The 18,713-nt window shown below is 59.2% G+C and carries 19 protein-coding genes; 7 read left to right on the forward strand and 12 right to left on the reverse strand.

The features are described from left to right. Window positions 1-53: 53 nt before the first annotated feature. Window positions 54-821: a hydroxyacylglutathione hydrolase gene (gene gloB, locus ACR0M9_RS12870; protein ID WP_480773775.1), complete on the forward strand. Its 768-nt coding sequence runs from the start codon at window positions 54-56 to the stop codon at window positions 819-821. 174 nt (window positions 822-995) lie between these two features. Further along, window positions 996-3,320, forward strand: coding sequence for an ATP-dependent Clp protease ATP-binding subunit ClpA (gene clpA / locus ACR0M9_RS12875; protein ID WP_480773776.1), 2,325 nt, complete (start codon window positions 996-998; stop codon window positions 3,318-3,320). Between the two features lie 243 nt (window positions 3,321-3,563). Here clpA and ACR0M9_RS12880 read toward each other — a convergent pair whose 3' ends face one another. The 3 genes from ACR0M9_RS12880 to ACR0M9_RS12890 form a co-directional block, all read right to left on the reverse strand. Beyond that, window positions 3,564-5,306 carry a peptidoglycan -binding protein gene (locus tag ACR0M9_RS12880; RefSeq protein ID WP_480773777.1) on the reverse strand — a complete coding sequence of 581 codons (1,743 nt, stop codon included), beginning with the start codon at window positions 5,304-5,306 and terminating at the stop codon, window positions 3,564-3,566. A gap of 3 nt (window positions 5,307-5,309) precedes the next feature. Further along, window positions 5,310-6,488: a biopolymer transporter ExbB gene (locus ACR0M9_RS12885; protein WP_480773778.1), complete on the reverse strand. Its 1,179-nt coding sequence runs from the start codon at window positions 6,486-6,488 to the stop codon at window positions 5,310-5,312. Between the two features lie 69 nt (window positions 6,489-6,557). Beyond that, a complete protein-coding gene (locus ACR0M9_RS12890) occupies window positions 6,558-7,088 on the reverse strand; it encodes a gamma-glutamylcyclotransferase (protein ID WP_209504811.1) in 531 nt (176 codons plus the stop codon). A gap of 67 nt (window positions 7,089-7,155) precedes the next feature. Between ACR0M9_RS12890 and ACR0M9_RS12895 the strand changes: the two genes are divergently transcribed. Beyond that, window positions 7,156-8,157 (forward strand): DUF2125 domain-containing protein, encoded by a 1,002-nt coding sequence (locus ACR0M9_RS12895; protein WP_480773779.1) that lies wholly within the window; start codon window positions 7,156-7,158, stop codon window positions 8,155-8,157. Here the strand turns inward: ACR0M9_RS12895 and ACR0M9_RS12900 are convergent. From ACR0M9_RS12900 to ACR0M9_RS12915, 4 genes are all read right to left on the reverse strand, one after another. Beyond that, the gene (locus ACR0M9_RS12900; protein WP_480773780.1) at window positions 8,154-9,005 is read right to left on the reverse strand and encodes an extensin-like domain-containing protein; all 852 of its coding nucleotides are present in this window, start codon (window positions 9,003-9,005) and stop codon (window positions 8,154-8,156) included. The two genes, ACR0M9_RS12895 and ACR0M9_RS12900, sit on opposite strands and share 4 nt — an antisense overlap. Beyond that, a complete protein-coding gene (locus tag ACR0M9_RS12905; RefSeq protein WP_480773781.1) occupies window positions 9,002-9,922 on the reverse strand; it encodes a prephenate/arogenate dehydrogenase family protein in 921 nt (306 codons plus the stop codon). Before ACR0M9_RS12905 ends, ACR0M9_RS12900 begins: the two co-directional genes overlap by 4 nt. Further along, window positions 9,919-11,004 carry a histidinol-phosphate transaminase gene (gene hisC / locus ACR0M9_RS12910; RefSeq protein ID WP_480773782.1) on the reverse strand — a complete coding sequence of 362 codons (1,086 nt, stop codon included), beginning with the start codon at window positions 11,002-11,004 and terminating at the stop codon, window positions 9,919-9,921. Before hisC ends, ACR0M9_RS12905 begins: the two co-directional genes overlap by 4 nt. Before the next feature lie 64 nt (window positions 11,005-11,068). Next, window positions 11,069-12,484, reverse strand: a complete 1,416-nt coding sequence (locus ACR0M9_RS12915) for an aminotransferase class V-fold PLP-dependent enzyme (protein WP_480773783.1) — start codon at window positions 12,482-12,484, stop codon at window positions 11,069-11,071. Window positions 12,485-12,586: 102 nt separating this feature from the next. Between ACR0M9_RS12915 and ACR0M9_RS12920 the strand changes: the two genes are divergently transcribed. Further along, window positions 12,587-13,048: an Lrp/AsnC family transcriptional regulator gene (locus ACR0M9_RS12920; RefSeq protein ID WP_480773784.1), complete on the forward strand. Its 462-nt coding sequence runs from the start codon at window positions 12,587-12,589 to the stop codon at window positions 13,046-13,048. Here ACR0M9_RS12920 and ACR0M9_RS12925 read toward each other — a convergent pair whose 3' ends face one another. Further along, a complete protein-coding gene (locus ACR0M9_RS12925) occupies window positions 13,049-13,921 on the reverse strand; it encodes a LysR family transcriptional regulator (RefSeq protein WP_480773785.1) in 873 nt (290 codons plus the stop codon). A gap of 93 nt (window positions 13,922-14,014) precedes the next feature. On the opposite strand from ACR0M9_RS12925, the gene ACR0M9_RS12930 reads away from it, so the two are divergent. Then, complete coding sequence (locus tag ACR0M9_RS12930; RefSeq protein ID WP_480482308.1) at window positions 14,015-14,296, forward strand: DUF1330 domain-containing protein; 282 nt, start codon at window positions 14,015-14,017, stop codon at window positions 14,294-14,296. 58 nt (window positions 14,297-14,354) lie between these two features. Here ACR0M9_RS12930 and rpsD read toward each other — a convergent pair whose 3' ends face one another. Together rpsD and ACR0M9_RS12940 are read right to left on the reverse strand one after the other, a co-directional pair. After that, complete coding sequence (gene rpsD / locus ACR0M9_RS12935) at window positions 14,355-14,975, reverse strand: 30S ribosomal protein S4 (protein WP_170374584.1); 621 nt, start codon at window positions 14,973-14,975, stop codon at window positions 14,355-14,357. A gap of 271 nt (window positions 14,976-15,246) precedes the next feature. Next, window positions 15,247-15,690 (reverse strand): hypothetical protein, encoded by a 444-nt coding sequence (locus ACR0M9_RS12940; protein ID WP_480773786.1) that lies wholly within the window; start codon window positions 15,688-15,690, stop codon window positions 15,247-15,249. A gap of 278 nt (window positions 15,691-15,968) precedes the next feature. Between ACR0M9_RS12940 and ACR0M9_RS12945 the strand changes: the two genes are divergently transcribed. Further along, a complete protein-coding gene (locus ACR0M9_RS12945) occupies window positions 15,969-16,412 on the forward strand; it encodes a hypothetical protein (RefSeq protein WP_480565296.1) in 444 nt (147 codons plus the stop codon). A gap of 12 nt (window positions 16,413-16,424) precedes the next feature. On the opposite strand, the gene ACR0M9_RS12950 is transcribed toward ACR0M9_RS12945, so the two are convergent. Together ACR0M9_RS12950 and ACR0M9_RS12955 are read right to left on the reverse strand one after the other, a co-directional pair. Further along, complete coding sequence (locus ACR0M9_RS12950) at window positions 16,425-17,066, reverse strand: NAD(P)-dependent oxidoreductase (RefSeq protein ID WP_480773787.1); 642 nt, start codon at window positions 17,064-17,066, stop codon at window positions 16,425-16,427. Then, the gene (locus ACR0M9_RS12955) at window positions 17,063-17,971 is read right to left on the reverse strand and encodes an EamA family transporter (protein ID WP_480773788.1); all 909 of its coding nucleotides are present in this window, start codon (window positions 17,969-17,971) and stop codon (window positions 17,063-17,065) included. The genes ACR0M9_RS12950 and ACR0M9_RS12955 overlap by 4 nt, the downstream gene beginning before the upstream one ends. A gap of 78 nt (window positions 17,972-18,049) precedes the next feature. Between ACR0M9_RS12955 and ACR0M9_RS12960 the strand changes: the two genes are divergently transcribed. Continuing rightward, the gene (locus tag ACR0M9_RS12960) at window positions 18,050-18,544 is read left to right on the forward strand and encodes a MarR family winged helix-turn-helix transcriptional regulator (RefSeq protein ID WP_480773789.1); all 495 of its coding nucleotides are present in this window, start codon (window positions 18,050-18,052) and stop codon (window positions 18,542-18,544) included. Window positions 18,545-18,713: the final 169 nt, after the last annotated feature.

Below are 18,713 nucleotides of genomic sequence, written 5' to 3' on the forward strand. Positions count from 1 at the left end.
TCCGGTCAATCGGCTTAGCTGGGCGCAGTCTAGCAATGAAAGGGCAAAAGGCCATGCCTCTTGAAATCGTTACAATCCCGTGCCTCAGCGACAATTACGCCTTTCTGGCCCATGACAGCGGCAATGGCCAGACTGCGCTGATCGATGCGCCCGAAGCCGCGCCGATTCTTGCAGCACTGGAAGATCGGGGATGGACGTTGTCACATGTGCTGCTGACCCATCATCACTGGGATCACGTTGAAGGGCTGGCCGAAATTCTGGCCAAGCACCCCGCAAAGGTCATCGGTGCGGCCGCCGACGCGCACCGCCTGCCCCCGCTGGACCAGCAGGTTGCCGAAGGCGACAGCTTTGAGGTGGGTGGCGAACCGGTCGAGGTGCTGGACGTTTCGGGGCACACGGTTGGTCATATCGCGTTTTATCTTCCGCAAAGCGCGGTCGTCTTTACCGCTGACAGCCTGATGGCCCTCGGGTGTGGGCGTCTGTTCGAAGGCAGCCCGGCGCAGATGTGGGCGTCGCTGAGCAAGCTGGCCGCTTTGCCGGACGACACTCTGGTCTGTTCGGGGCATGAATATACACAATCCAACGCGAAATTCGCCATTACCGTCGATCCCAAGAACGCTGCGCTGAAACAGCGAATTGCCGATATCGACCGCGCCCGCGCCGCTGGCGAAGCCACTGTTCCGTCGGTTTTGGCGCTTGAAAAAGCCACCAACCCGTTCCTGAGGGCCACGGATCCGGCGATTCAGGCCCATCTTGGCATGGAAAACGCCGATCCTGTGGCGGTTTTCGCCGAAATTCGGGGTGGAAAAGACAGGTTCTGATGCTTATTTGCCCCTCTTCACGGCCACGGTCACAACAAATGTGACTGTCAAGTGAAAGAAAACCCTTGAAGCCGGGCCACGATCAACCAAACTCTAATAGTATGAGGACATGGTTGGGATGGGGTTCCGGCCGAAAGCCCGCCCCCTTCTGACCCAAGACAGAGGAGCACCCGCGTGCCTTCATTCTCGAGCACACTGGAACAAGCCATCCACGCGGCCTTGGCGGCTGCGAATGAACGGCGACACGAATTTGCAACGCTGGAGCATTTGCTGCTGGCGCTTCTGGAAGAACCCGATGCGGTGCGCGTCATGAAAGCGTGCAGCGTTGATCTGGACGAGTTGCGCAGCACTCTGGTTGAGTTCATAGACGAAGATCTTTCAAATCTGGTCACAGATATTGACGGGTCCGAAGCCGTACCAACGGCAGCGTTCCAGCGCGTCATTCAACGCGCCGCGATTCATGTGCAAAGCTCGGGCCGGACCGAAGTGACCGGCGCCAATGTGCTGGTCGCCATTTTCGCCGAACGCGAAAGCAATGCCGCCTATTTCCTGCAGGAACAGGACATGACCCGGTATGACGCGGTCAATTTCATCGCCCATGGCGTGGCCAAAGACCCCGCGTATGGCGAAAGCCGGTCGGTATCCGGTGCGGATCAGGTGGAAGAAGAAGCTCAGACAGGTTCCGGCGACACGGAACAAAAGGAAAGTGCGCTTGGGAAATATTGCATTGACCTGAACGCGAAATCGCGTGCGGGTGATGTCGATCCTCTGATCGGGCGCGCGGATGAGGTGGAACGCTGTATCCAGGTGCTGTGCCGCCGCCGCAAGAACAACCCGCTGCTGGTGGGTGATCCGGGCGTGGGCAAAACCGCCATCGCCGAAGGTCTGGCGCACAAGATCGTCGCCGGAGAGGCGCCGGATGTCTTGGCAAACACCACCATCTACTCGCTGGACATGGGTGCGCTGCTGGCCGGGACCCGTTATCGCGGCGATTTCGAGGAACGCCTGAAAGCGGTTGTAACCGAGCTGGAAGAGCACCCCGACGCGGTGCTGTTCATCGACGAAATTCACACCGTGATCGGTGCCGGTGCAACCTCGGGCGGGGCAATGGATGCCTCGAACCTGCTGAAGCCTGCGCTTCAGGGCGGCAAACTGCGCACCATGGGCTCGACCACCTACAAAGAGTTCCGTCAGCACTTCGAAAAGGACCGTGCGCTGAGCCGCCGGTTCCAGAAGATCGACGTGAACGAGCCTTCAGTGGAAGACAGTGTCAAGATTCTGCGCGGTCTGAAGCCCTATTTCGAAAAACATCACGACATCAAGTACACCGCTGATGCGATCAAGACGGCGGTCGAGCTGTCGGCGCGTTACATCAACGACCGCAAGCTGCCCGACAAGGCCATCGATGTGATCGACGAGGCCGGCGCGGCGCAGCATCTGGTCGCGGAAAGCAAGCGGCGCAAAACCATTGGTGTCAAAGAGATCGAGGCGGTTGTCGCCAAGATCGCGCGCATTCCGCCCAAGAACGTCACCAAGGATGATGCGTTGGTGCTGAAAGACCTCGAAGCATCGCTGAAACGGGTGGTGTTTGGTCAGGATCTGGCCATCGAGGCGCTGTCCAGCGCGATCAAACTGGCCCGTGCCGGCCTGCGGGAACCCGAAAAGCCCATCGGCAACTATCTGTTTGCCGGCCCGACCGGCGTGGGCAAGACCGAGGTGGCGAAACAGCTGGCGGATACGCTGGGCGTTGAACTGCTGCGTTTCGACATGTCGGAATACATGGAGAAACACGCGGTCAGCCGTCTGATCGGCGCGCCTCCGGGCTATGTCGGGTTCGATCAGGGCGGCCTGCTGACCGACGGTGTCGACCAGCATCCACATTGTGTGTTGCTGCTGGACGAGATTGAAAAGGCGCACCCGGACGTGTTCAACATCCTGTTGCAGGTGATGGACCATGGGGAACTGACCGACCATAACGGCCGTACAGTGAACTTCCGCAACGTGGTGCTGATCATGACCTCGAACGCGGGGGCGCAAGAGCAGGCCAAGGCCGCGATCGGGTTCGGTCGTGACCGTCGCGAGGGCGAAGACACCGCCGCGATTGAACGCATGTTCACGCCGGAATTCCGCAACCGTCTGGATGCCGTGATCTCGTTCGCGCCGCTGCCGAAAGAGGTCATTTTGCAGGTGGTCGAGAAATTCGTCCTGCAACTGGAAGCGCAGTTGCTGGATCGTGGTGTGACCATTGATCTGACACCCAAAGCCGCCGAATGGCTGGCGGATAAAGGGTATGACGACAAGATGGGTGCGCGCCCGCTGGGTCGCGTCATTCAGGAATACATCAAGAAACCGCTGGCCGAAGAATTGTTGTTTGGCAAGCTGGCAAAAGGCGGTGTGGTCCGTGTCTCGGTCAAGAAAGGTGATCTGGATCTTGAGATCCTTGGCCCGGATCAACCGCGCATTTCGGGTGACAAGCCTCCGCTTCTGACGGCGGACTGATCGCCCGCCGCATTTAACAAAAAACCCGCCTACCAAGGCGGGTTTTTTTGGTTTCGCCCAGCGCTGGCAAGGCTCACCCGCCTACCCGGCGTCGCGTTGGCATCTCGGTTAGGCCGCGTGTGAAACGTCTGGCGGACATGCACCGCCTTGATTTTCCAACGGTTCGGGTCACTGTGGCCGGGATCGCCACTAACCGGTTGCGGATCGGCTGTTTGTTTTCGTGGCTGCTAAGGGCCAGTGTCTTTACCTTTCGGTCAGCTTCAACTCGATCCGGCGGTTTTGCGCGTATGCCTCGGGCGTGTCAGCGGGGTTTACGGGCTGGAATTCTCCAAACCCGTTAGCCGCAAGGCGGTTGGGCGGAATGCCCAGCGCGTCAACCATATAGCGCACGACCGACAGCGCGCGACCCTGGCTGAGCTCCCAGTTGTCGCGATACCGGCCCGACCCTGCCAGAGGAACGTTGTCGGTGTGGCCGTCGACCCGGATCACCCAGTTCAGACCCGGCGGGATTTCAGCGGCAACACTACGTAGGATGTTAGCCACCTTGGCGACCTCCTGCTGCCCTTCTGCGGACAGTACGGCGGACCCGGTCGGGAACAGAACCTCGGACGAGAATACAAACCGGTCACCTTCGATGCGCACCCCCTCCTGACCGCCCAGAACGTCCCGCAGGCGACCGAAGAATTCCGAGCGATAGCGTTGCAGGTCCTCGGCCTGTGCCGCCAATTCCTGGTTCTGCCCGGCCAGTGCCTCGGCCTCGGCCTCAAGACGCAGGCGTTCCGCTTCTTCCAGCAGACGGCGCCTGCGTTCTTCGGATGCGGCACGGGCCAGCGCTGCGTTCAGGTCCTGTCCTAACGTCTGAATCTGCACCTCGGCGGCAGCGTTGCGTTCTTCGAAATCGTCAAGCAAAGCCTGCAAGGAGCCAAGTTGCCCGCGCAGGGCGGCGATCTGCTGGTTCAGCAGAGCGGCTTCTCGCTGCGCCTCGGCAGAGATTTCTTTTTCATCCGAAAGCGTCGCATTGGCGAGGTCCAGCAAGGCCTGCCGCTGCTCGGCCAGAGAGCGTTGCGCATCGGCATCCGCCTGCGCTTGCGTCTGCGCCTGCAAAGCGGCTTCAAGCTGGGCCCGCAGTTGATCCGGGTTCACGTCACCAAACTGACGCTCCAACGCGGCACGCGCCGCCTGTGCTGCGGCCAACAGGGTGAGTGTGTCTTCGGCCTCTTTGCGTTGCGCTTCCAGCGCAAGTGTCATGGCCGTCAGCTCGGCATCGGCATCCTGAAGACGGTTACGCAATGCCTCGGCGGCGGCGGCTTCGGCCAGACGGGCGGCTTCTTCATCGCTGAGCTGCTGTTCAAGGGTGGTGATCTGGGCGTCTCGGTCGGCGCTGCCTTGCTCCAGATCCGCCACCAGTGCTTCCAGTGCTTCCCGACGGGCAGCGGCCAAACGGGCGGCTTCGGTCTGCGCGTCGATTTCCTCGCGGCTTTGGGCAAGCGCCAGGTTCAGCGCCTCTTGCTCGGTCAACAGTTGCGCGCGCTGCGTTTCAAGCGCTGCAATATCGCCCAGTGCCCGTTCCTGTTCGGCCAGCAGGGCGGCAACTTGCGCTTCGAAGTTGGTGATCCGGGTCTGTGCCTGATCCAATGCGGCAGCCTGACGGTCGCGCTCGGTGGTCAGTGACGCGATCAGTGACTGGGCTTGCGCGAGATCGTCTTCAGCCCGCGACAGGGTGGTGTTCAACGCCCCAAGCCGCGCCTGCAACCGGCTGTTTTCGCGTTCTTCCAGCCCCAGCGCGCCCGCCAAAGCCGCGATTTCGTCGGCCAATGTGGTCAGTTCGTCTTCCTGACCCGAGATGGTTTCGCGCAGCACAAACTGGATCACCATGAAGATGGTCAGCACAAAGGTCAGCACCATCAACAGCCCCGTCATCGCGTCGACGAAACCGGGCCAGACCGAGCCCTGGAACCGTTGACCGGTGCGGCGGGACAGCGCCATGGGTTATTCTCCTTCCGGCGTGGTACGCACCGCACCGCGCGGCAGGGTCAGCGCCTTGACCAGCAGTTCTATATCCTTTCGGAACTCGTTCATGCTTTCCTGACGGCCCGCCGAAATCTCTTCGAGGATACGCAGCAGCTGCACATCCATCGAGCGCAGGCGCATCCGGCTTTCGGCGTCGATGCCTTCACCCGCGCCGTGATCGCGCATGTGATCCAGCAGGGCTTCCTGACCCAGCGCCACGCGTTCCAAAGCCGAGGTGACTCCTTCGGTATTGGCCTGACGGTTGTTCATCTCACCGATCACATCGACCAGCAAACCCAGCTTGGCAGAAACCTCGGCCCGGTCGCTTTCCTGCGCAGAGAACAGATCCTGCAAGGCATCCATCTGTTCTGACATGGCGTCCAGCACCGGCGTGAGCACGGCAATTTCGGCACCGCCTTCTTCTCCACCCGCGAAACCTAAGCGGGTGATCGAAGACAGCCATTCTTCAAGCTCGCGATAGAAGCGGTTCTGCCCGTGCCCTGCAAAAACTTCGAGCAAGCCGACGATCAGCGACCCGGCCAGACCCAACAGAGACGATCCGAACGCAACGCCCATCCCCTGCAATTGCGCCTCGAGCCCGGTCATCAGGCGGTTGAAAACGGCCAGCCCTTCCTCGCCCTCCTGCGGGTTTAGGCTGCGGATGGTATCGACAATGGCCGGTACGGTTGTCGCCAGTCCAAAGAACGTACCCAAAAGACCCAGATAGATCAGCACGTTGGTGATATAGCGAGTGATCTCCCGCTCTTCCTCGACCCGTTCGGCTACGGAATCCAGAATCGAGCGGGTTGAAGTGGAGCTGATCTGCGACCTCGCGCCCCGTTCGCGCAGCAATGAGGCCAAAGGAGCCAACAATTGCGGCGTGCGGGCGTCTTCGCGAACAACACCGCCGACGAAGGCCTCGATCCAGCGTACAGATCCGATCAGTTGCGTCACCTGATAGAAACAGGCAAGAACGCCGATCAGGAACACCATCAGGATGAAGCCGTTCAGGTACGGGTTGGCGAAGAACACCGGCAACACATAGGGCAGCGCCAGAAACACACCCAGCCCGGACAGGCCGATCGCCATCAACATCAACAGAATCTGCCGTGTTGGATGCGAGAAATGGGGTCTCGCGCCCTGATGTGCCTGCGCCATGCGCGTGGTTCCCGGTATTTGCCTGCTCTGCGTCGAAACTAGCGAAATTCCACTGGTGACGCCAAGAGTTTATGCGGTAATACTGCGCACCCGTTGCGCCAACCACTCAAGATCGGCGTCGCGCAGGCCGATCTCGGCCAGATGTTCGGCGGTATTGTACAGGTATTCGTCATTCGGGCCGCGCCCGCCAACCGCATGGGCGATGATCCGGGCCTGATCCTCCAACGGCATCCCGCCGCAATACTGCACATGGTCGGCATCGATCACATAGGTCACGGCGTTGACAATGTCGCCATTTTCCAGATGCACATCCAGCATACGTTCGACATAGGCCGACGAGATCAGCTCGCGCTCGCGCAGTTCGTGCAGAGTGCGGTCTTCGTGACCGGTTTCAACCGCAAGGGCCAAACCGGTGCAACTGGCGTTCGCCTGCTCGTCCAGCGCCAGCACCAGCCCCGGCTCTTCCTCGGTCCCCCGGTGGTGGATCGAGCTCATGCAGAAGGACCGGGCATAGCCATGCAGTGTCGCGCGTTCGCTGCGCGCGACCGGAAAGCCCGGATTCCACAGCAGCGATCCATAACCGAAAACCCACATCGTCATTGCACTGGTCCTTGCCCGTTTGGGCCTATAAACATCAATTCCGAGGCAGGAAAAAGGGCCAAAGCTCATGCGCCGTGTCATACGAGTGATCATTTTTGTCGGCATCCTGTGGAGCGCATATTGGTTTGTCGCCGGATATGGTCTGCGCGCGGCAATCACTGGCTGGTTTGATCAACAACAGGCGCGCGGCTGGCTGGCTGATTTCTCGGACGTGGCAACGGCAGGGTATCCGACCCATCACGTGACTCGTCTGAACAACCCTGCCCTTGCAGATCCGGTGAATGGCACAGCCTGGCGTGCGGACTGGATCGAATTCGAAAGCCCCGCGATCTGGCCCGGCCGGCAGGTGCTGCGGTTTGCCGAGACGCCGCAACGACTGTCTTACTACGATCAAACCTCAACGATTGTCGCCGATGAATTGATTGCAGAACTACAGTTGCAGCCCGGCGTTTCGCTTGTGCTTGAGAAACTGGCGCTGACGGCAGGGGCATGGTCGGTGACCGAGAACACCACTGCACTGGCCGCCGGGGACACCCTGAGCCTGATCATGGCGCAAACATCCCTGCCCGAAGCCTATGCCATTACCGCCCACGCGGATGGGTTCACACCCGGCGACCGGTTGCGGGCCCTTATGAATTCGGCCGCGTCGCTGCCGCAGTCCTTCGAAACGCTGGAACTGGACATGATCACCACGTTCAGCAAAGTCTGGGACAGGTCAGCGCTGGAACACAGCAGACCACAGCCCGTGGCCATCGACCTGCGACTGGCCGAGATCAAATGGGGTGGGTTGCGTCTGTTTGCTGCCGGTAAACTGGATGTAGACGCGCAGGGTGTTCCCAGTGGTGAGATCGCCGTCAAAGCCGAGAACTGGCGTGATATGATCGACATGGCAAACGCGGCAGGTGCCCTGCCTGATCAGGCGGTTGATCCTGTCACCCGCGCACTGAATTTTCTGGCAGGGCTGGGCGGCAACCCCAACGCGCTGGACCTTCAGCTGAACTTCCGGGATGGTTTTGTCGCCTTGGGGCCGGTGCCGCTGGGCCCTGCCCCGCGGCTGATCCTTCGTTAACGGCAATACGCTCCGCTGCGGTAGCGTGCCGTATCCAGATGGAAATGATCGCGATGGTAGCTGTCCGAGTTCGGCCCCAAAACGGTGCCGAACGGGCCACACGCGCCGCGCCAGATCTTCTGCAATTGCTTCTTTGACGGGTTCTTGCGCCATCCTGCGAGGACGGTCACCACCTCGCCATCGGCCATTTTGAAGGCTGAAATATCAATGGCCCGTCCTTTGCCGTGCTCGGAAATCCGCGCGCCTTTGCGGTTGTTGCGGGTTCGGCAGGCATAATGAGCCGCCACCTGCAACTCGACCACCGGGCCGCGACGTTTGAAGGTGGGTTTGACTGTCTTATCGACCCATTTGTTCAGTGCAACGGCGGTGCCGCAATCCATTGTCGATGGGCGGCTGAGTGCCACACCGGAAACAGAGGTGATCTGCACCGCATCTTTTACGCCACAGGCTGAATTCTCGCTGCCGACCCTTCCGACGGGCTTGCCCTGAATTGCGATATCTCCGCAAACGGACCCTTTGCGCAGTTTGCGTTTTTTGAAAAGCACCTGCTGTTCAAGGGATTCAGGCCTCATGTTAGGTATCAGCGAGGTGTCGGGCCCCAGCAGTGGCAAATCCGAAGGTCGCGCCAGTGCAGCAGTGACCTGCGGTGAAACCGGACGTGAGATGGGGCGCAGATCGGTTATGGCCGCGACGGACACCGGGGCAACGGCGGACACAACCTGTACGTTGTGCTGGTCCAGAATCGGACGTGCAGGAGGAACCAGAGATCGTTCCAGAGGTGCTGCCTGTGTGGCCATGGCGCACAACGCCATGATCCCGATCAGAAATTGCCCCCGGTATGACCTCATGAACCTGCCTTTCCCCGCCCGAAATCCGGTGCGTCGGTGTCCTGCCCTGCATCGATGATGCCGCGACGAATAGCACGGGTATGGGTGAAGTAGTCAAACAAATGTTCCCCGTCCCCGGTGCGGATGGCACGTTGCAGCGCAAACAGCTCCTCCGTGAACCGGCCCAGGATTTCCAGCGTCGCATCTTTATTGGACAGGAACACATCACGCCACATGGTCGGGTCAGATGCCGCAATGCGGGTGAAATCCCGGAATCCCGCGGCCGAGTATTTGATCACTTCGCTATCGGTCACCCGGCGCAGATCGTCGGCCACACCAACCATCGTGTAGGCGATCAGGTGCGGCGCATGGGACGTGACGGCCAGAACCAGATCGTGATGATCCGCGTCCATCTCATCCACATGGGACCCCATACCTTCCCACAACGCCCGAAGGCGGGCGATTGCATCCGGGTCGGTCCCTTCGACGGGCACCAGCAGGCACCAGCGATTGTCGAACAATTTGGCGAAACCCGATTCCGGACCGGAATGCTCTGTCCCAGCCAAAGGATGCGCGGGAATGAAATGCACACCTTCGGGGATATGCGGCTGAACCGCCTGAATGACATGCTGCTTGACCGACCCCACATCCGACAGGGTCACGCCGGGCTTGAGCACGGGTGCGATGTCTTCTGCGACGGCTCCCATTGCCCCCACGGGCACGCAAAGAACGACAAGATCAGCACCTTCGACCGCTTCGCGTGCCGTGTCACAGACGCGGTCGCACAGCCCGATTCTGCGCGCCGTGTCACGTGTCGCCTCGGACCGGGCATAGCCGGTCACTTCCCCGGCCAGGCCTCCACGCTTGATCGCCCAGAACATGGAGGAGGCAATCAGGCCCAGCCCGATCAGCGCAACCCGGTCGTAAATCTGGCTCATGCTGCGCCCTCTTTGAATGCTGTAATCGCCGCAACGACGCGGCGGCAGGCTTCCTCATCGCCCACGGTGATCCGCAGGGCATTCGGCAGGTTGTAGCCTGCAACCCGGCGGACAATCAAACCCTGCGTCTTCAGATAGTCGTCACAGGCCTCGGCCTCGGTCCTGTCGGCAAAACGCGCGAGGATGAAATTGGTGCAGGACGGGTCCGAGGGCACGCCGATCTTGTCCAGCGCCTCGGCCAGCCACACCCGAAGGCGCGCATTTTCGGATTGGCAGAACGTCAGGAAATCGACGTCGCTGATCGCTGCTTCGGCTGCGGCCAGGGCTGTCAAAGACAGGTTGAAGGGCTGACGCACCCGGTTCAGAACATCGATAATCGATTGGTGCGCATACCCCCAGCCGACCCGCATCCCGCCCAGCCCGTACACTTTCGAGAATGTGCGGGTCATGATTACGTTCTCATACGCATCCACCAAAGACGCGCCGCCATCGAAACCGTCGACGAATTCGGCATAGGCACCGTCCAGAACCATCAGGCAGGTATCAGGCAGACCCTGTGCCAGATGGTCCAGCTCGTCGTTCGAGATCATGGTCGAGGTCGGGTTACCGGGGTTGGTCACAAACACGATCCGCGTCTGGCTGGTTACGGCGGCCAGAATGGCATCCACATCGACTTTGCGGTCGCGCTCGGCCACCATGACCGGTGCGGCACCTGCCATGCGGGCGATGATCGGGTACATGGAGAACCCGTGTTCGGTATAGATCACCTCATCCCCCGGCCCTGCATAGGCCTGAGCGATGAATTGCAGCACCTCGTCGCTGCCGACACCGCAGATGATCTGCGCAGGGTCCAGTCCGTGACGCGCGCCGATGGCCGCGCGCAAACTGGCGTGGTCGGTGTTGGGGTACCGATGCAAAGTGGCCGCGCTGTCGCGCACCGCCTCAATCGCCTTGGGGCTGGGGCCGAACGGGTTCTCGTTCGAGCTCAGCTTGATCACATGCTCAACCCCCGCCACATGCGACTGGCCGCCCTGATAAAGCGCGATGTCCATAATGCCGGGTTGCGGGGTGATCTTGGTCATGAGAGGCTCCGTTGATTGGGCCCCTCATACCTGTCTCAACGGATTGAGAAAAGCGACAATTCCATCATGCGGCCTTGAAGCGCGCAGTCGCCGGGTCGGCGTTGTAATACGGCACGAATTCCTCGGTACGGCGGGACAGATCATTGACACTGTCGATGATGAATTGAACCGTTTCCTCGCTCATCAGGTACGAGAAATTCAGGCGTACCCAGCCGGGTTTCTTCATCTCTTCGCCCGCAGACAAAGCCGCGTGCAGCGCCTCGGACGCGGCGCGGTCAATCCCCAGCAGGCGGTGGGCATAAGGCCCTGCGCAGGCACACCCGCCACGTGCCTGAATGCCGTAGACGTCGCTGAGCATCCGGGTAAACAGCTGCTGATGCACAGGCTGTCCCGCGTTGTCGCGCACAAGGAAAGAGAAGATCGGCAGGCGATGCGAATTATTGACCCCAAGCAATGTCAGGTGCGGGTTATCCTTCCACCCGTCCAGCGCCATCTGGTTGTACTGCGCCTCGCGTCTTGCGATTTCTTCTGTGCCGACGACATCCTTGACGATAAAGGCAAGCGCCGCTCGGATATCACCGATCACGTTGGGCGTTCCCGCCTCTTCCCGCGCAGACAGGTCCGCGCTGTAGTCATGCCGCCACGGTGACACGAAACTGACGGTGCCGCCGCCCGGCCAGCTGGGGCAGTTCCGTTTGGCCGCAGCCCGGTTTACGATCAGAACACCCGACGCCCCCGGACCGCCCGGGAACTTGTGCGGGGAAACGACAATCGCATCCTTGCGCGCGTCCGCCGGCCCCATATCCATCGGCAGGTAAGGCCCGCCCCCGGCGTAATCCCAAATCGCCACAGCGCCGTGCGCCTTGAGCAACCGAGTCACCGGATCAGGGTCTGTGACAATTCCGGTTACATTGGACGCCGCCGAAAAGGAACCGATCAGAAGATCTGCGCCTGCATGGGTCAAGAGCGCGCTTTCCAGCGCCCCCAGATCAACCCCGCCGCCTTCGGCCTCGGGGATTTCAACCACAAGTGCCTTGCTTTCCCGCCAGGGCAGGATGTTCGAGTGATGCTCGTACGGACCAATCAAGACAACCGGTTGGTCGGCCTCTGCCACCCCGAGCAGGCTGACCAACCGGTTGAGCCCCGCAGTGGCGCCGGACCCGGTGAAGATCACCGCGTCCTCTTCCTGGGCACCAACAATGCGGGCTATTTCCGCCCGCGCCTCGCGGCGCAGATGTGTCATGTAAGATCCGCAGTAAGAGGCCTCGGTGTGGCTGTTCGCATAAAACGGCAACACATGTTGCGCCACAAAGTCTTCGACCTGCCGCAAGGCGCGACCCGAAGCGACGTAATCCGCATAGACAAGCGGCACGTCCCCATGCAGACCCGGGATCAGAACATTTTCTCCGATCAGCCCATCGCGCAGGTTTGAATTGTGAGCGGTGGAACAGAGTTCCGCACGAAACTTGGACAGGGACATTGCATTGGCTCCTAACTGTCCGACTAATGTGATTTATTGTTAGCGCGAAAACTTCACCTATTATTGCATAGATTTTAAAATCTTTGTGTCATATGATCAGTAATGGCATCAAAATTGGATCAAATTGACACACGCATTCTGAAAGAACTGCAGAAGGACGCCACCCTGTCGCAACGGGAGTTAGCGGATCGTGCGGGGCTTTCGCAGAACGCCTGCTGGCGGCGGCTGAAGGCTTTGAACGAAGATGGCGTCCTGATCGGTTCAACCGCCCGCATCGCACGCGAGAAATTGGGCCTGAGCCTTGTGGTCTTTGTCATGCTGCGCACGCGGCATCATTCGGCCGAGTGGCTACAGGCCTTTCGCAGCCACGTTCTGACGATCCCCGAGGTCGTGGATTTTCATCGGATTGGCGGTGACTACGATTATCAGCTGAAAGTCGTCACACAGGATATGGCGTCTTACGACAGGGTGTATCAACGGCTGATCGAAAAGGTCGAGCTGGACAGCGTCACGTCGTATTTCGCGATGGAAGCAATCGCCGAAGGACGGCCTTTGCCGATTTGATCACGCCGTAAACAGCGGGCGTTTTTGTTTGAAAAAGGGCACCGCGATATCGCGGAACGCGACCAGTTTTGCCGAAGGCCAAACGTCCGGGTGCGCCACGATCCAGATATCTGCGTAGGGTTGCGGTGAAAGGACCGGAACCTGCACCAAGCCCCGAAGTGAGCGGCCCAGAAACACCGGCATACGCACAACGCCCAACCCTGATTGTGCGGCAGCCGCCATCGCGACCATGTCATCAAAGCGCATATGTATCCGCGAGTTCGGATAGATTTTGTCGACGCCGTCCGGCAGGTTCGGCTGCTTTTCATAAAGCAACCAATCCACGGGCGCATTCGGATCTTGCCGCATTCGCGCGGCCCATTCCGACGTGGCAAAACAAGCGCTGTGCTGTTGCGTCAGGCGCAGACCTTTCAACGTATCGCCGGGGTTGCGGCTGATCCGGATCGCAATATCGGCTTCGCGCCGATTAAGGTCCAGAATCTCGTTTGCCGCGCGCACCTGCAAAGACACAGCAGGGTGCCTTTGAGCAAACTCGCCCAGCGCCGGGGCCAGCACATGGGCAATTAACAGTTGCGGCGCGGTTAAGGTCAGCTGCCCTTCCAACCGGGCATCCCGCCCTGACAAACCGCGCAGCATTGCGTGTTCTGCGCTTTCCATCCGGGCAGCATACGCAGCGACTAGGTGCGCTGCTTCTGTCGGTCGATACCCGTCAGTCAGCCTTTCGAACAGCACTTCGCCTGTCGCAGCTTCGGCGCGGGCTATACGGCGGGCAACAGTTGTGTAGTTGACGCCAAGCTCTTGTGCCGCGGCGGACAGGGTGCGCCTGCGGACCACGGCGAGTACGGCCCGGTAATCATCCCAATGAATATCCATACATGCAAATTCGCATATCACTGATGCAAATACACGCGTTTTCGCAAAGCAGATCACACCCTAGCTTTTGCCCACACATCAAGGAGCAAAGCCATGATCTATGCCTACGCAAAACTTACCGTAAAGAATCCCGACGCGCTGGCCGCTTATCGCGAACAGGCCGGGCCTGCACTGGCCCGCCATGGCGGAAAGGTCGAACACGCCACCAAAGAAACAACCGCGCTGGACGGCACGCCGGACTTGCCTGACGTTGCAGCCCTACTTTCCTTTCCCAACCGGGACGCGGCGCTGGGATGGATCAACGACCCGGAACTAAAAGACATTCACGAGCTGCGTCGCAGCGCAGGCGCGTCAGATATCGTTCTGCTGGGCTGAAAATGAAAAGAGCCGCACCCAAAGGTGCGGCTCTGAATTCCAGGTCGGAATGCGAAGATCAGTTCTTCGCGTAGAATTCGACGACCAGGTTCGGTTCCATCATGACCGGGTACGGCACATCGCTCAGGCCCGGTGCGCGAACGAACGTTGCGGTCATTTTCGAGTGGTCAGCATCGATGTAGTCAGGAACATCACGCTCGGCCAGGGCAACAGCTTCCAGAACAACAGCCAGTTGCTTGGACTTGTCACGCACTTCGATGACGTCGCCTTCTTTGACGCGGTAGCTGGGGATGTTCACCCGCTTGCCGTTCACTTTGACGTGGCCGTGGTTCACGAACTGACGCGCAGCGAAGACGGTCGGTACGAACTTGGCACGATAGACGACGGCGTCCAGACGGCGCTCCAGCAGGCCGATCAGGTTTTCACCGGTGTCGCCTTTGACACGCTCGGCTTCGGCATAGATGCGGCGGAACTGCTTTTCGGTCAGGTCGCCGTAGTAGCCTTTCAGCTTCTGCTTGGCACGCAGCTGCAGACCGAAGTCCGACAGTTTGCCTTTGCGGCGCTGGCCGTGCTGGCCGGGGCCGTATTCACGACGGTTGACCGGGGATTTCGGACGACCCCAGATGTTTTCGCCCATCCGGCGGTCGATTTTGTACTTGGCAGACGTGCGTTTGGTCACGGCTGATCTCCTTCTTTAGGTCGATGCCCAAACGGGCAACTATGAAGGGCGTTGTCCTCTTGAGGTTTCCCTCATGACAGGCTTCCCCTTGCGGGGGCCACCAACACCAATGAAGCCGCGCTTATATCCGCAAAGCCGGCAGAGTCAACACGGCATTCAACGCAGTTTCGAATATCTGCAAAGATATGTTCGCCGCAGGCAGCACAGGCCCCTGCGCGCATAGCGACGGTTGCCGTCACACCGCTTTCATCAAGAAAAATGCAGGTCGCGTTCAGGCCGGAAAGGCAACGACATTCCCGCCGCCTTCAACACCCGCCTTGTGCACCATCACAACCTCGGTCACGTCGACGATCCAGAATTCTTCATCCCGTGGCGGGCAAGCGCCATCGAAAACGATGGTCGGCGCTGCATCATTGGTGTCGGCAACAAGGTTGGCTGAAAACCGCTGCGACCCATTGGTAAGCGTCAAAGCTCCGGTCACGTAGCCGGAGATTTCCCGGACAATCGGGAAGCGGTTTTGTATGCGGGTTGCAGCGCCCCGCGCATATCCAATCTGTTCGACGCTGCTCTCGGCTTCTGCGCTCAGCACTATCGCCTGTCCGCGCCATGACCAAGCCGCGCCGACGGCCAGACACGCCAGAGGCGCGTCCTCGAGTCCGTCGATTTCAGTTTGATCCCATGAAATGGCTACCTGACCGTTAACTCCGGCTCTCATCTGCCCACTCGCACTATTTAACATCCCGATATTCAATCATTGCTTATCAGCACAAAATCCGGCGGAAAAGAGACGGGAATGCAGCATTCACAAGAATGTTGCAGAAGTGAATCAAAAATACGTGTTTGCCTTGATCCAAGCTGATTATCTGAGCATCAGCTTGCTGCGGCTCCCCAGGGAATGGTTTCTGGCCAGAGATCAAGATGGAAAAACCCACTCGTGAGAGTGGTGGTCACACTTCCTTAGTCAGACATGCGATCCGACGGAGCGTTTTGGTGATGGGCGCTAAGCTGCTGCTGGACCGTCCATGGACCTTGACGCCGAGTGTAACAGCATTGGCGGCAACAAGCGTTCTTTTGACCTTGTGCACTGGTGTGGCCCTGCCGATCTATTTCAAACTGGTGCAAACGCTAGGGTCCATGGACGTCGCAAGCCAGGTGTATCTGCGCGCCGGTGTCGGTGTGATGCCGGGTCTGGCCATCCTGGGTGAGACATTTACCTGCCCTGTGGCGATGGGGCTTTTCTCGGTCATTGGTGAGCCTGCAGTTTCTCACCAGCCGCCATGGACCGCCCTGTTGAATCGGCTCATAGCTGCCTTACGTCAGCGACTGTCGATGCCGTGGTGCGGCCTGTTCGTATTCGTAAGGTCGCGTGACGAGACCGCATTCGAGAAAATACCCCGCTTGCGAACTGCAGGCGGGGCGCTCTCCCAAAACGACTAGGTCGTTGGAGGTTCAATAGCCTACGGTAAAGGCGGCGCGTGGATATTTGGGCGATTGAGCCTCATCTACAATTGCCACTGCAAAATCTTCCATGGAGATTTCTGAGTTGCCGGCGTCATCGACAATCAGGTTATCTGTGTCGGTTCTGAAGACACCTAGGCGCTCACCGGGCTGCAATAATGCGGATGGGCTGGCATAGGTCCAGTTTGCCGAGGCATCGGATGAACAGAGTTCCCACTGTGCCATGGATGCACGCGCGGTTGGAACAATGCTCTCGGGCAGAAAGTCGGGATCTGTCAAGACGGTGTGTGGGCTACCATCGGGTAGATGCAGACGCGCGGCACCGCCGACAATGATCACCCGAAGATCTGCAAGGGATGCGGCGTCCAAAATGGAACGGGTCAGAGCAACGACTTCGCCCTCACGCCCGGCTGGTGCGCGCACAGCGCTTACGGCCAGATCCTGACCAGCCATGGCCGCGGCCAAAGCCGCAGGGTCCGCAACATTCGCAACAATCGGCTTGGCGCCTTTGGGCAGGTTTTCGATCCCTGCCTCGTTTCGAACTGCCGCGGTAACGTCATGGCCACGCGAGATCGCCTCAGTCACGACACGAGAACCGACATCGCCAGTTGCACCAAATACGACAAGTTTCATGAGCATTCTCCTTTTGAGACGAGGTGTGTATGGGCAGTTTCTGAAAGAACGAGAGGGCTAATACGCCCAGCACGCTGTCCAAGCCAGATTGCCGTGAGCACAACCCCGGCTCCGGCGATCTGGGTGGGTGTCAAAGCCTGACCAAGAAGCATCCATCCAATAATGACTGCGGAAAGCGGGCTGAGAAAACCAAGGGCTGAAACGGCGCCGGGTTCGATCCGGGAAACGCCCCGGAACCATAAGATGTATGTCAGCGCAGCCCCGATCAGAGTGAGATAGACGATGCCGGTGATGTTTTGCGTATTCAATGGTGGAAACGCAGGCTCAAACAAAAGCGCCAAGGGTACCAGCAACAGCCCCCCTGCCGTGAGTTGCCAGGCCGCCAAAGTCAAAAGGGGCACAGGGGCTTGCCACTTCCGGGTCAGAACTGTGCCCGCCCCCATGGAGGCTGCGCCCCCGATGCCCGCAACCACTCCAATCGGATCAAGTGAAATCCCCGAACCAAGAACAAGAAGTCCGACCCCAAAGATACCGATCAGTGCCGCGACCACCGCAGACACCTTGACCGTCGTACCAATCAGTACCCCGGCCAAGAATACGACAATCAAAGGCTGAACCGCCCCAACAGTTGCGGCTACACCGCCAGGCAGTCGGTACGCCGCCACAAATAGCAATGTCCAGAACGCGGTGAAGTTGAGCGCACCGAGAACGAAGGCGCGTATCCACCAGATACCCTGCGGCAATTGCCGGGCAAGAACAAGCAGTAGCAGGCCAGCGGGCAAAGCCCGCAGGGCAGCCATAGTGACTGGATACCCGGCCGGAAGGAATTCAGTCGTAACGTAGTACGTGCTGCCCCAGACCAGCGGCGCGATTGCAGTGAGCGCGATGTCGACATGATGTTTCATGAGGAATCTCCATTTATCTTGACGTCAAGATATTCCTCATTCTCTTGACGTCAAGATAAATCTTCGCAATATGCTTCCATGGACCACATTGATCGTATCATTTCGCAATGGAACAAAGCCCGACCCGACCTTGATGTCGGACCGATGGAAACGATTGGGCGTCTCTCCCGCCTGGTGGCTCAACTCAGAAAAGAGATGGACAAAACCTGGAAGGTTTACGGGCTTAACCTCGCCAGCTTTGATGTACTGGCGACTCTGCGCAGATCCGGAAAGCCTGAAGGCTTGTCGCCCGGGGAATTGCTTGACCTGACCATGGTGACGTCCGGGACAATGACCAACCGGATTGACCAGCTCGTCAAGGCTGGTCTGGTAGAGCGCGTACCAAATCCTGAAGATAAACGGGGTTTTTTGATACGTTTGACCAAGGCCGGGTTCTCAAAAATCGAAAATGTCGTTTCAGATCACGTTGAAACACAACATCGGCTCTTGAGAGGGTTATCACTCACGCAGCGCGAAAACCTGAATGAATTGCTCAAAACACTTGGCGAGGCGATTGACGTAGACGCGAAATAAGTACCGGAAAATTGGCGCGCCCCAAGAAACCAACACACTCTCAGAATACGACTTTGCATTGGAACTAACTACCGATGCCTAGGGTCAGGATGCATTGATTTTCAAGGCGCTGCATGATTCACGGCTCGAAAAATGGAGTGGTGATATGAGCGACCTTTTCTGGCTGACC

The organism is Ruegeria sp. CH2 (assembly GCF_056537065.1).

Excerpts from the sequence above, each read along its gene's own strand:
- hisC (WP_480773782.1), bottom strand. The coding sequence starts at position 11,004 with ATGACCAAGATCACCCCGCAACCCGGCATTATGGACATCGCGCTTTAT.
- ACR0M9_RS12905 (WP_480773781.1), bottom strand. The coding sequence starts at position 9,922 with ATGAGCCAGATTTACGACCGGGTTGCGCTGATCGGGCTGGGCCTGATT.
- ACR0M9_RS12900 (WP_480773780.1), bottom strand. The coding sequence starts at position 9,005 with ATGAGGTCATACCGGGGGCAATTTCTGATCGGGATCATGGCGTTGTGC.
- ACR0M9_RS12940 (WP_480773786.1), bottom strand. The coding sequence starts at position 15,690 with ATGAGAGCCGGAGTTAACGGTCAGGTAGCCATTTCATGGGATCAAACT.
- ACR0M9_RS12890 (WP_209504811.1), bottom strand. The coding sequence starts at position 7,088 with ATGACGATGTGGGTTTTCGGTTATGGATCGCTGCTGTGGAATCCGGGC.
- ACR0M9_RS12925 (WP_480773785.1), bottom strand. The coding sequence starts at position 13,921 with ATGGATATTCATTGGGATGATTACCGGGCCGTACTCGCCGTGGTCCGC.
- ACR0M9_RS12880 (WP_480773777.1), bottom strand. The coding sequence starts at position 5,306 with ATGGCGCTGTCCCGCCGCACCGGTCAACGGTTCCAGGGCTCGGTCTGG.
- ACR0M9_RS12945 (WP_480565296.1), top strand. The coding sequence starts at position 15,969 with ATGGGCGCTAAGCTGCTGCTGGACCGTCCATGGACCTTGACGCCGAGT.
- ACR0M9_RS12885 (WP_480773778.1), bottom strand. The coding sequence starts at position 6,488 with ATGGCGCAGGCACATCAGGGCGCGAGACCCCATTTCTCGCATCCAACA.
- ACR0M9_RS12930 (WP_480482308.1), top strand. The coding sequence starts at position 14,015 with ATGATCTATGCCTACGCAAAACTTACCGTAAAGAATCCCGACGCGCTG.
- ACR0M9_RS12915 (WP_480773783.1), bottom strand. The coding sequence starts at position 12,484 with ATGTCCCTGTCCAAGTTTCGTGCGGAACTCTGTTCCACCGCTCACAAT.
- ACR0M9_RS12920 (WP_480773784.1), top strand. The coding sequence starts at position 12,587 with ATGGCATCAAAATTGGATCAAATTGACACACGCATTCTGAAAGAACTG.
- ACR0M9_RS12895 (WP_480773779.1), top strand. The coding sequence starts at position 7,156 with ATGCGCCGTGTCATACGAGTGATCATTTTTGTCGGCATCCTGTGGAGC.
- gloB (WP_480773775.1), top strand. The coding sequence starts at position 54 with ATGCCTCTTGAAATCGTTACAATCCCGTGCCTCAGCGACAATTACGCC.
- ACR0M9_RS12950 (WP_480773787.1), bottom strand. The coding sequence starts at position 17,066 with ATGAAACTTGTCGTATTTGGTGCAACTGGCGATGTCGGTTCTCGTGTC.
- ACR0M9_RS12960 (WP_480773789.1), top strand. The coding sequence starts at position 18,050 with ATGGACCACATTGATCGTATCATTTCGCAATGGAACAAAGCCCGACCC.
- ACR0M9_RS12955 (WP_480773788.1), bottom strand. The coding sequence starts at position 17,971 with ATGAAACATCATGTCGACATCGCGCTCACTGCAATCGCGCCGCTGGTC.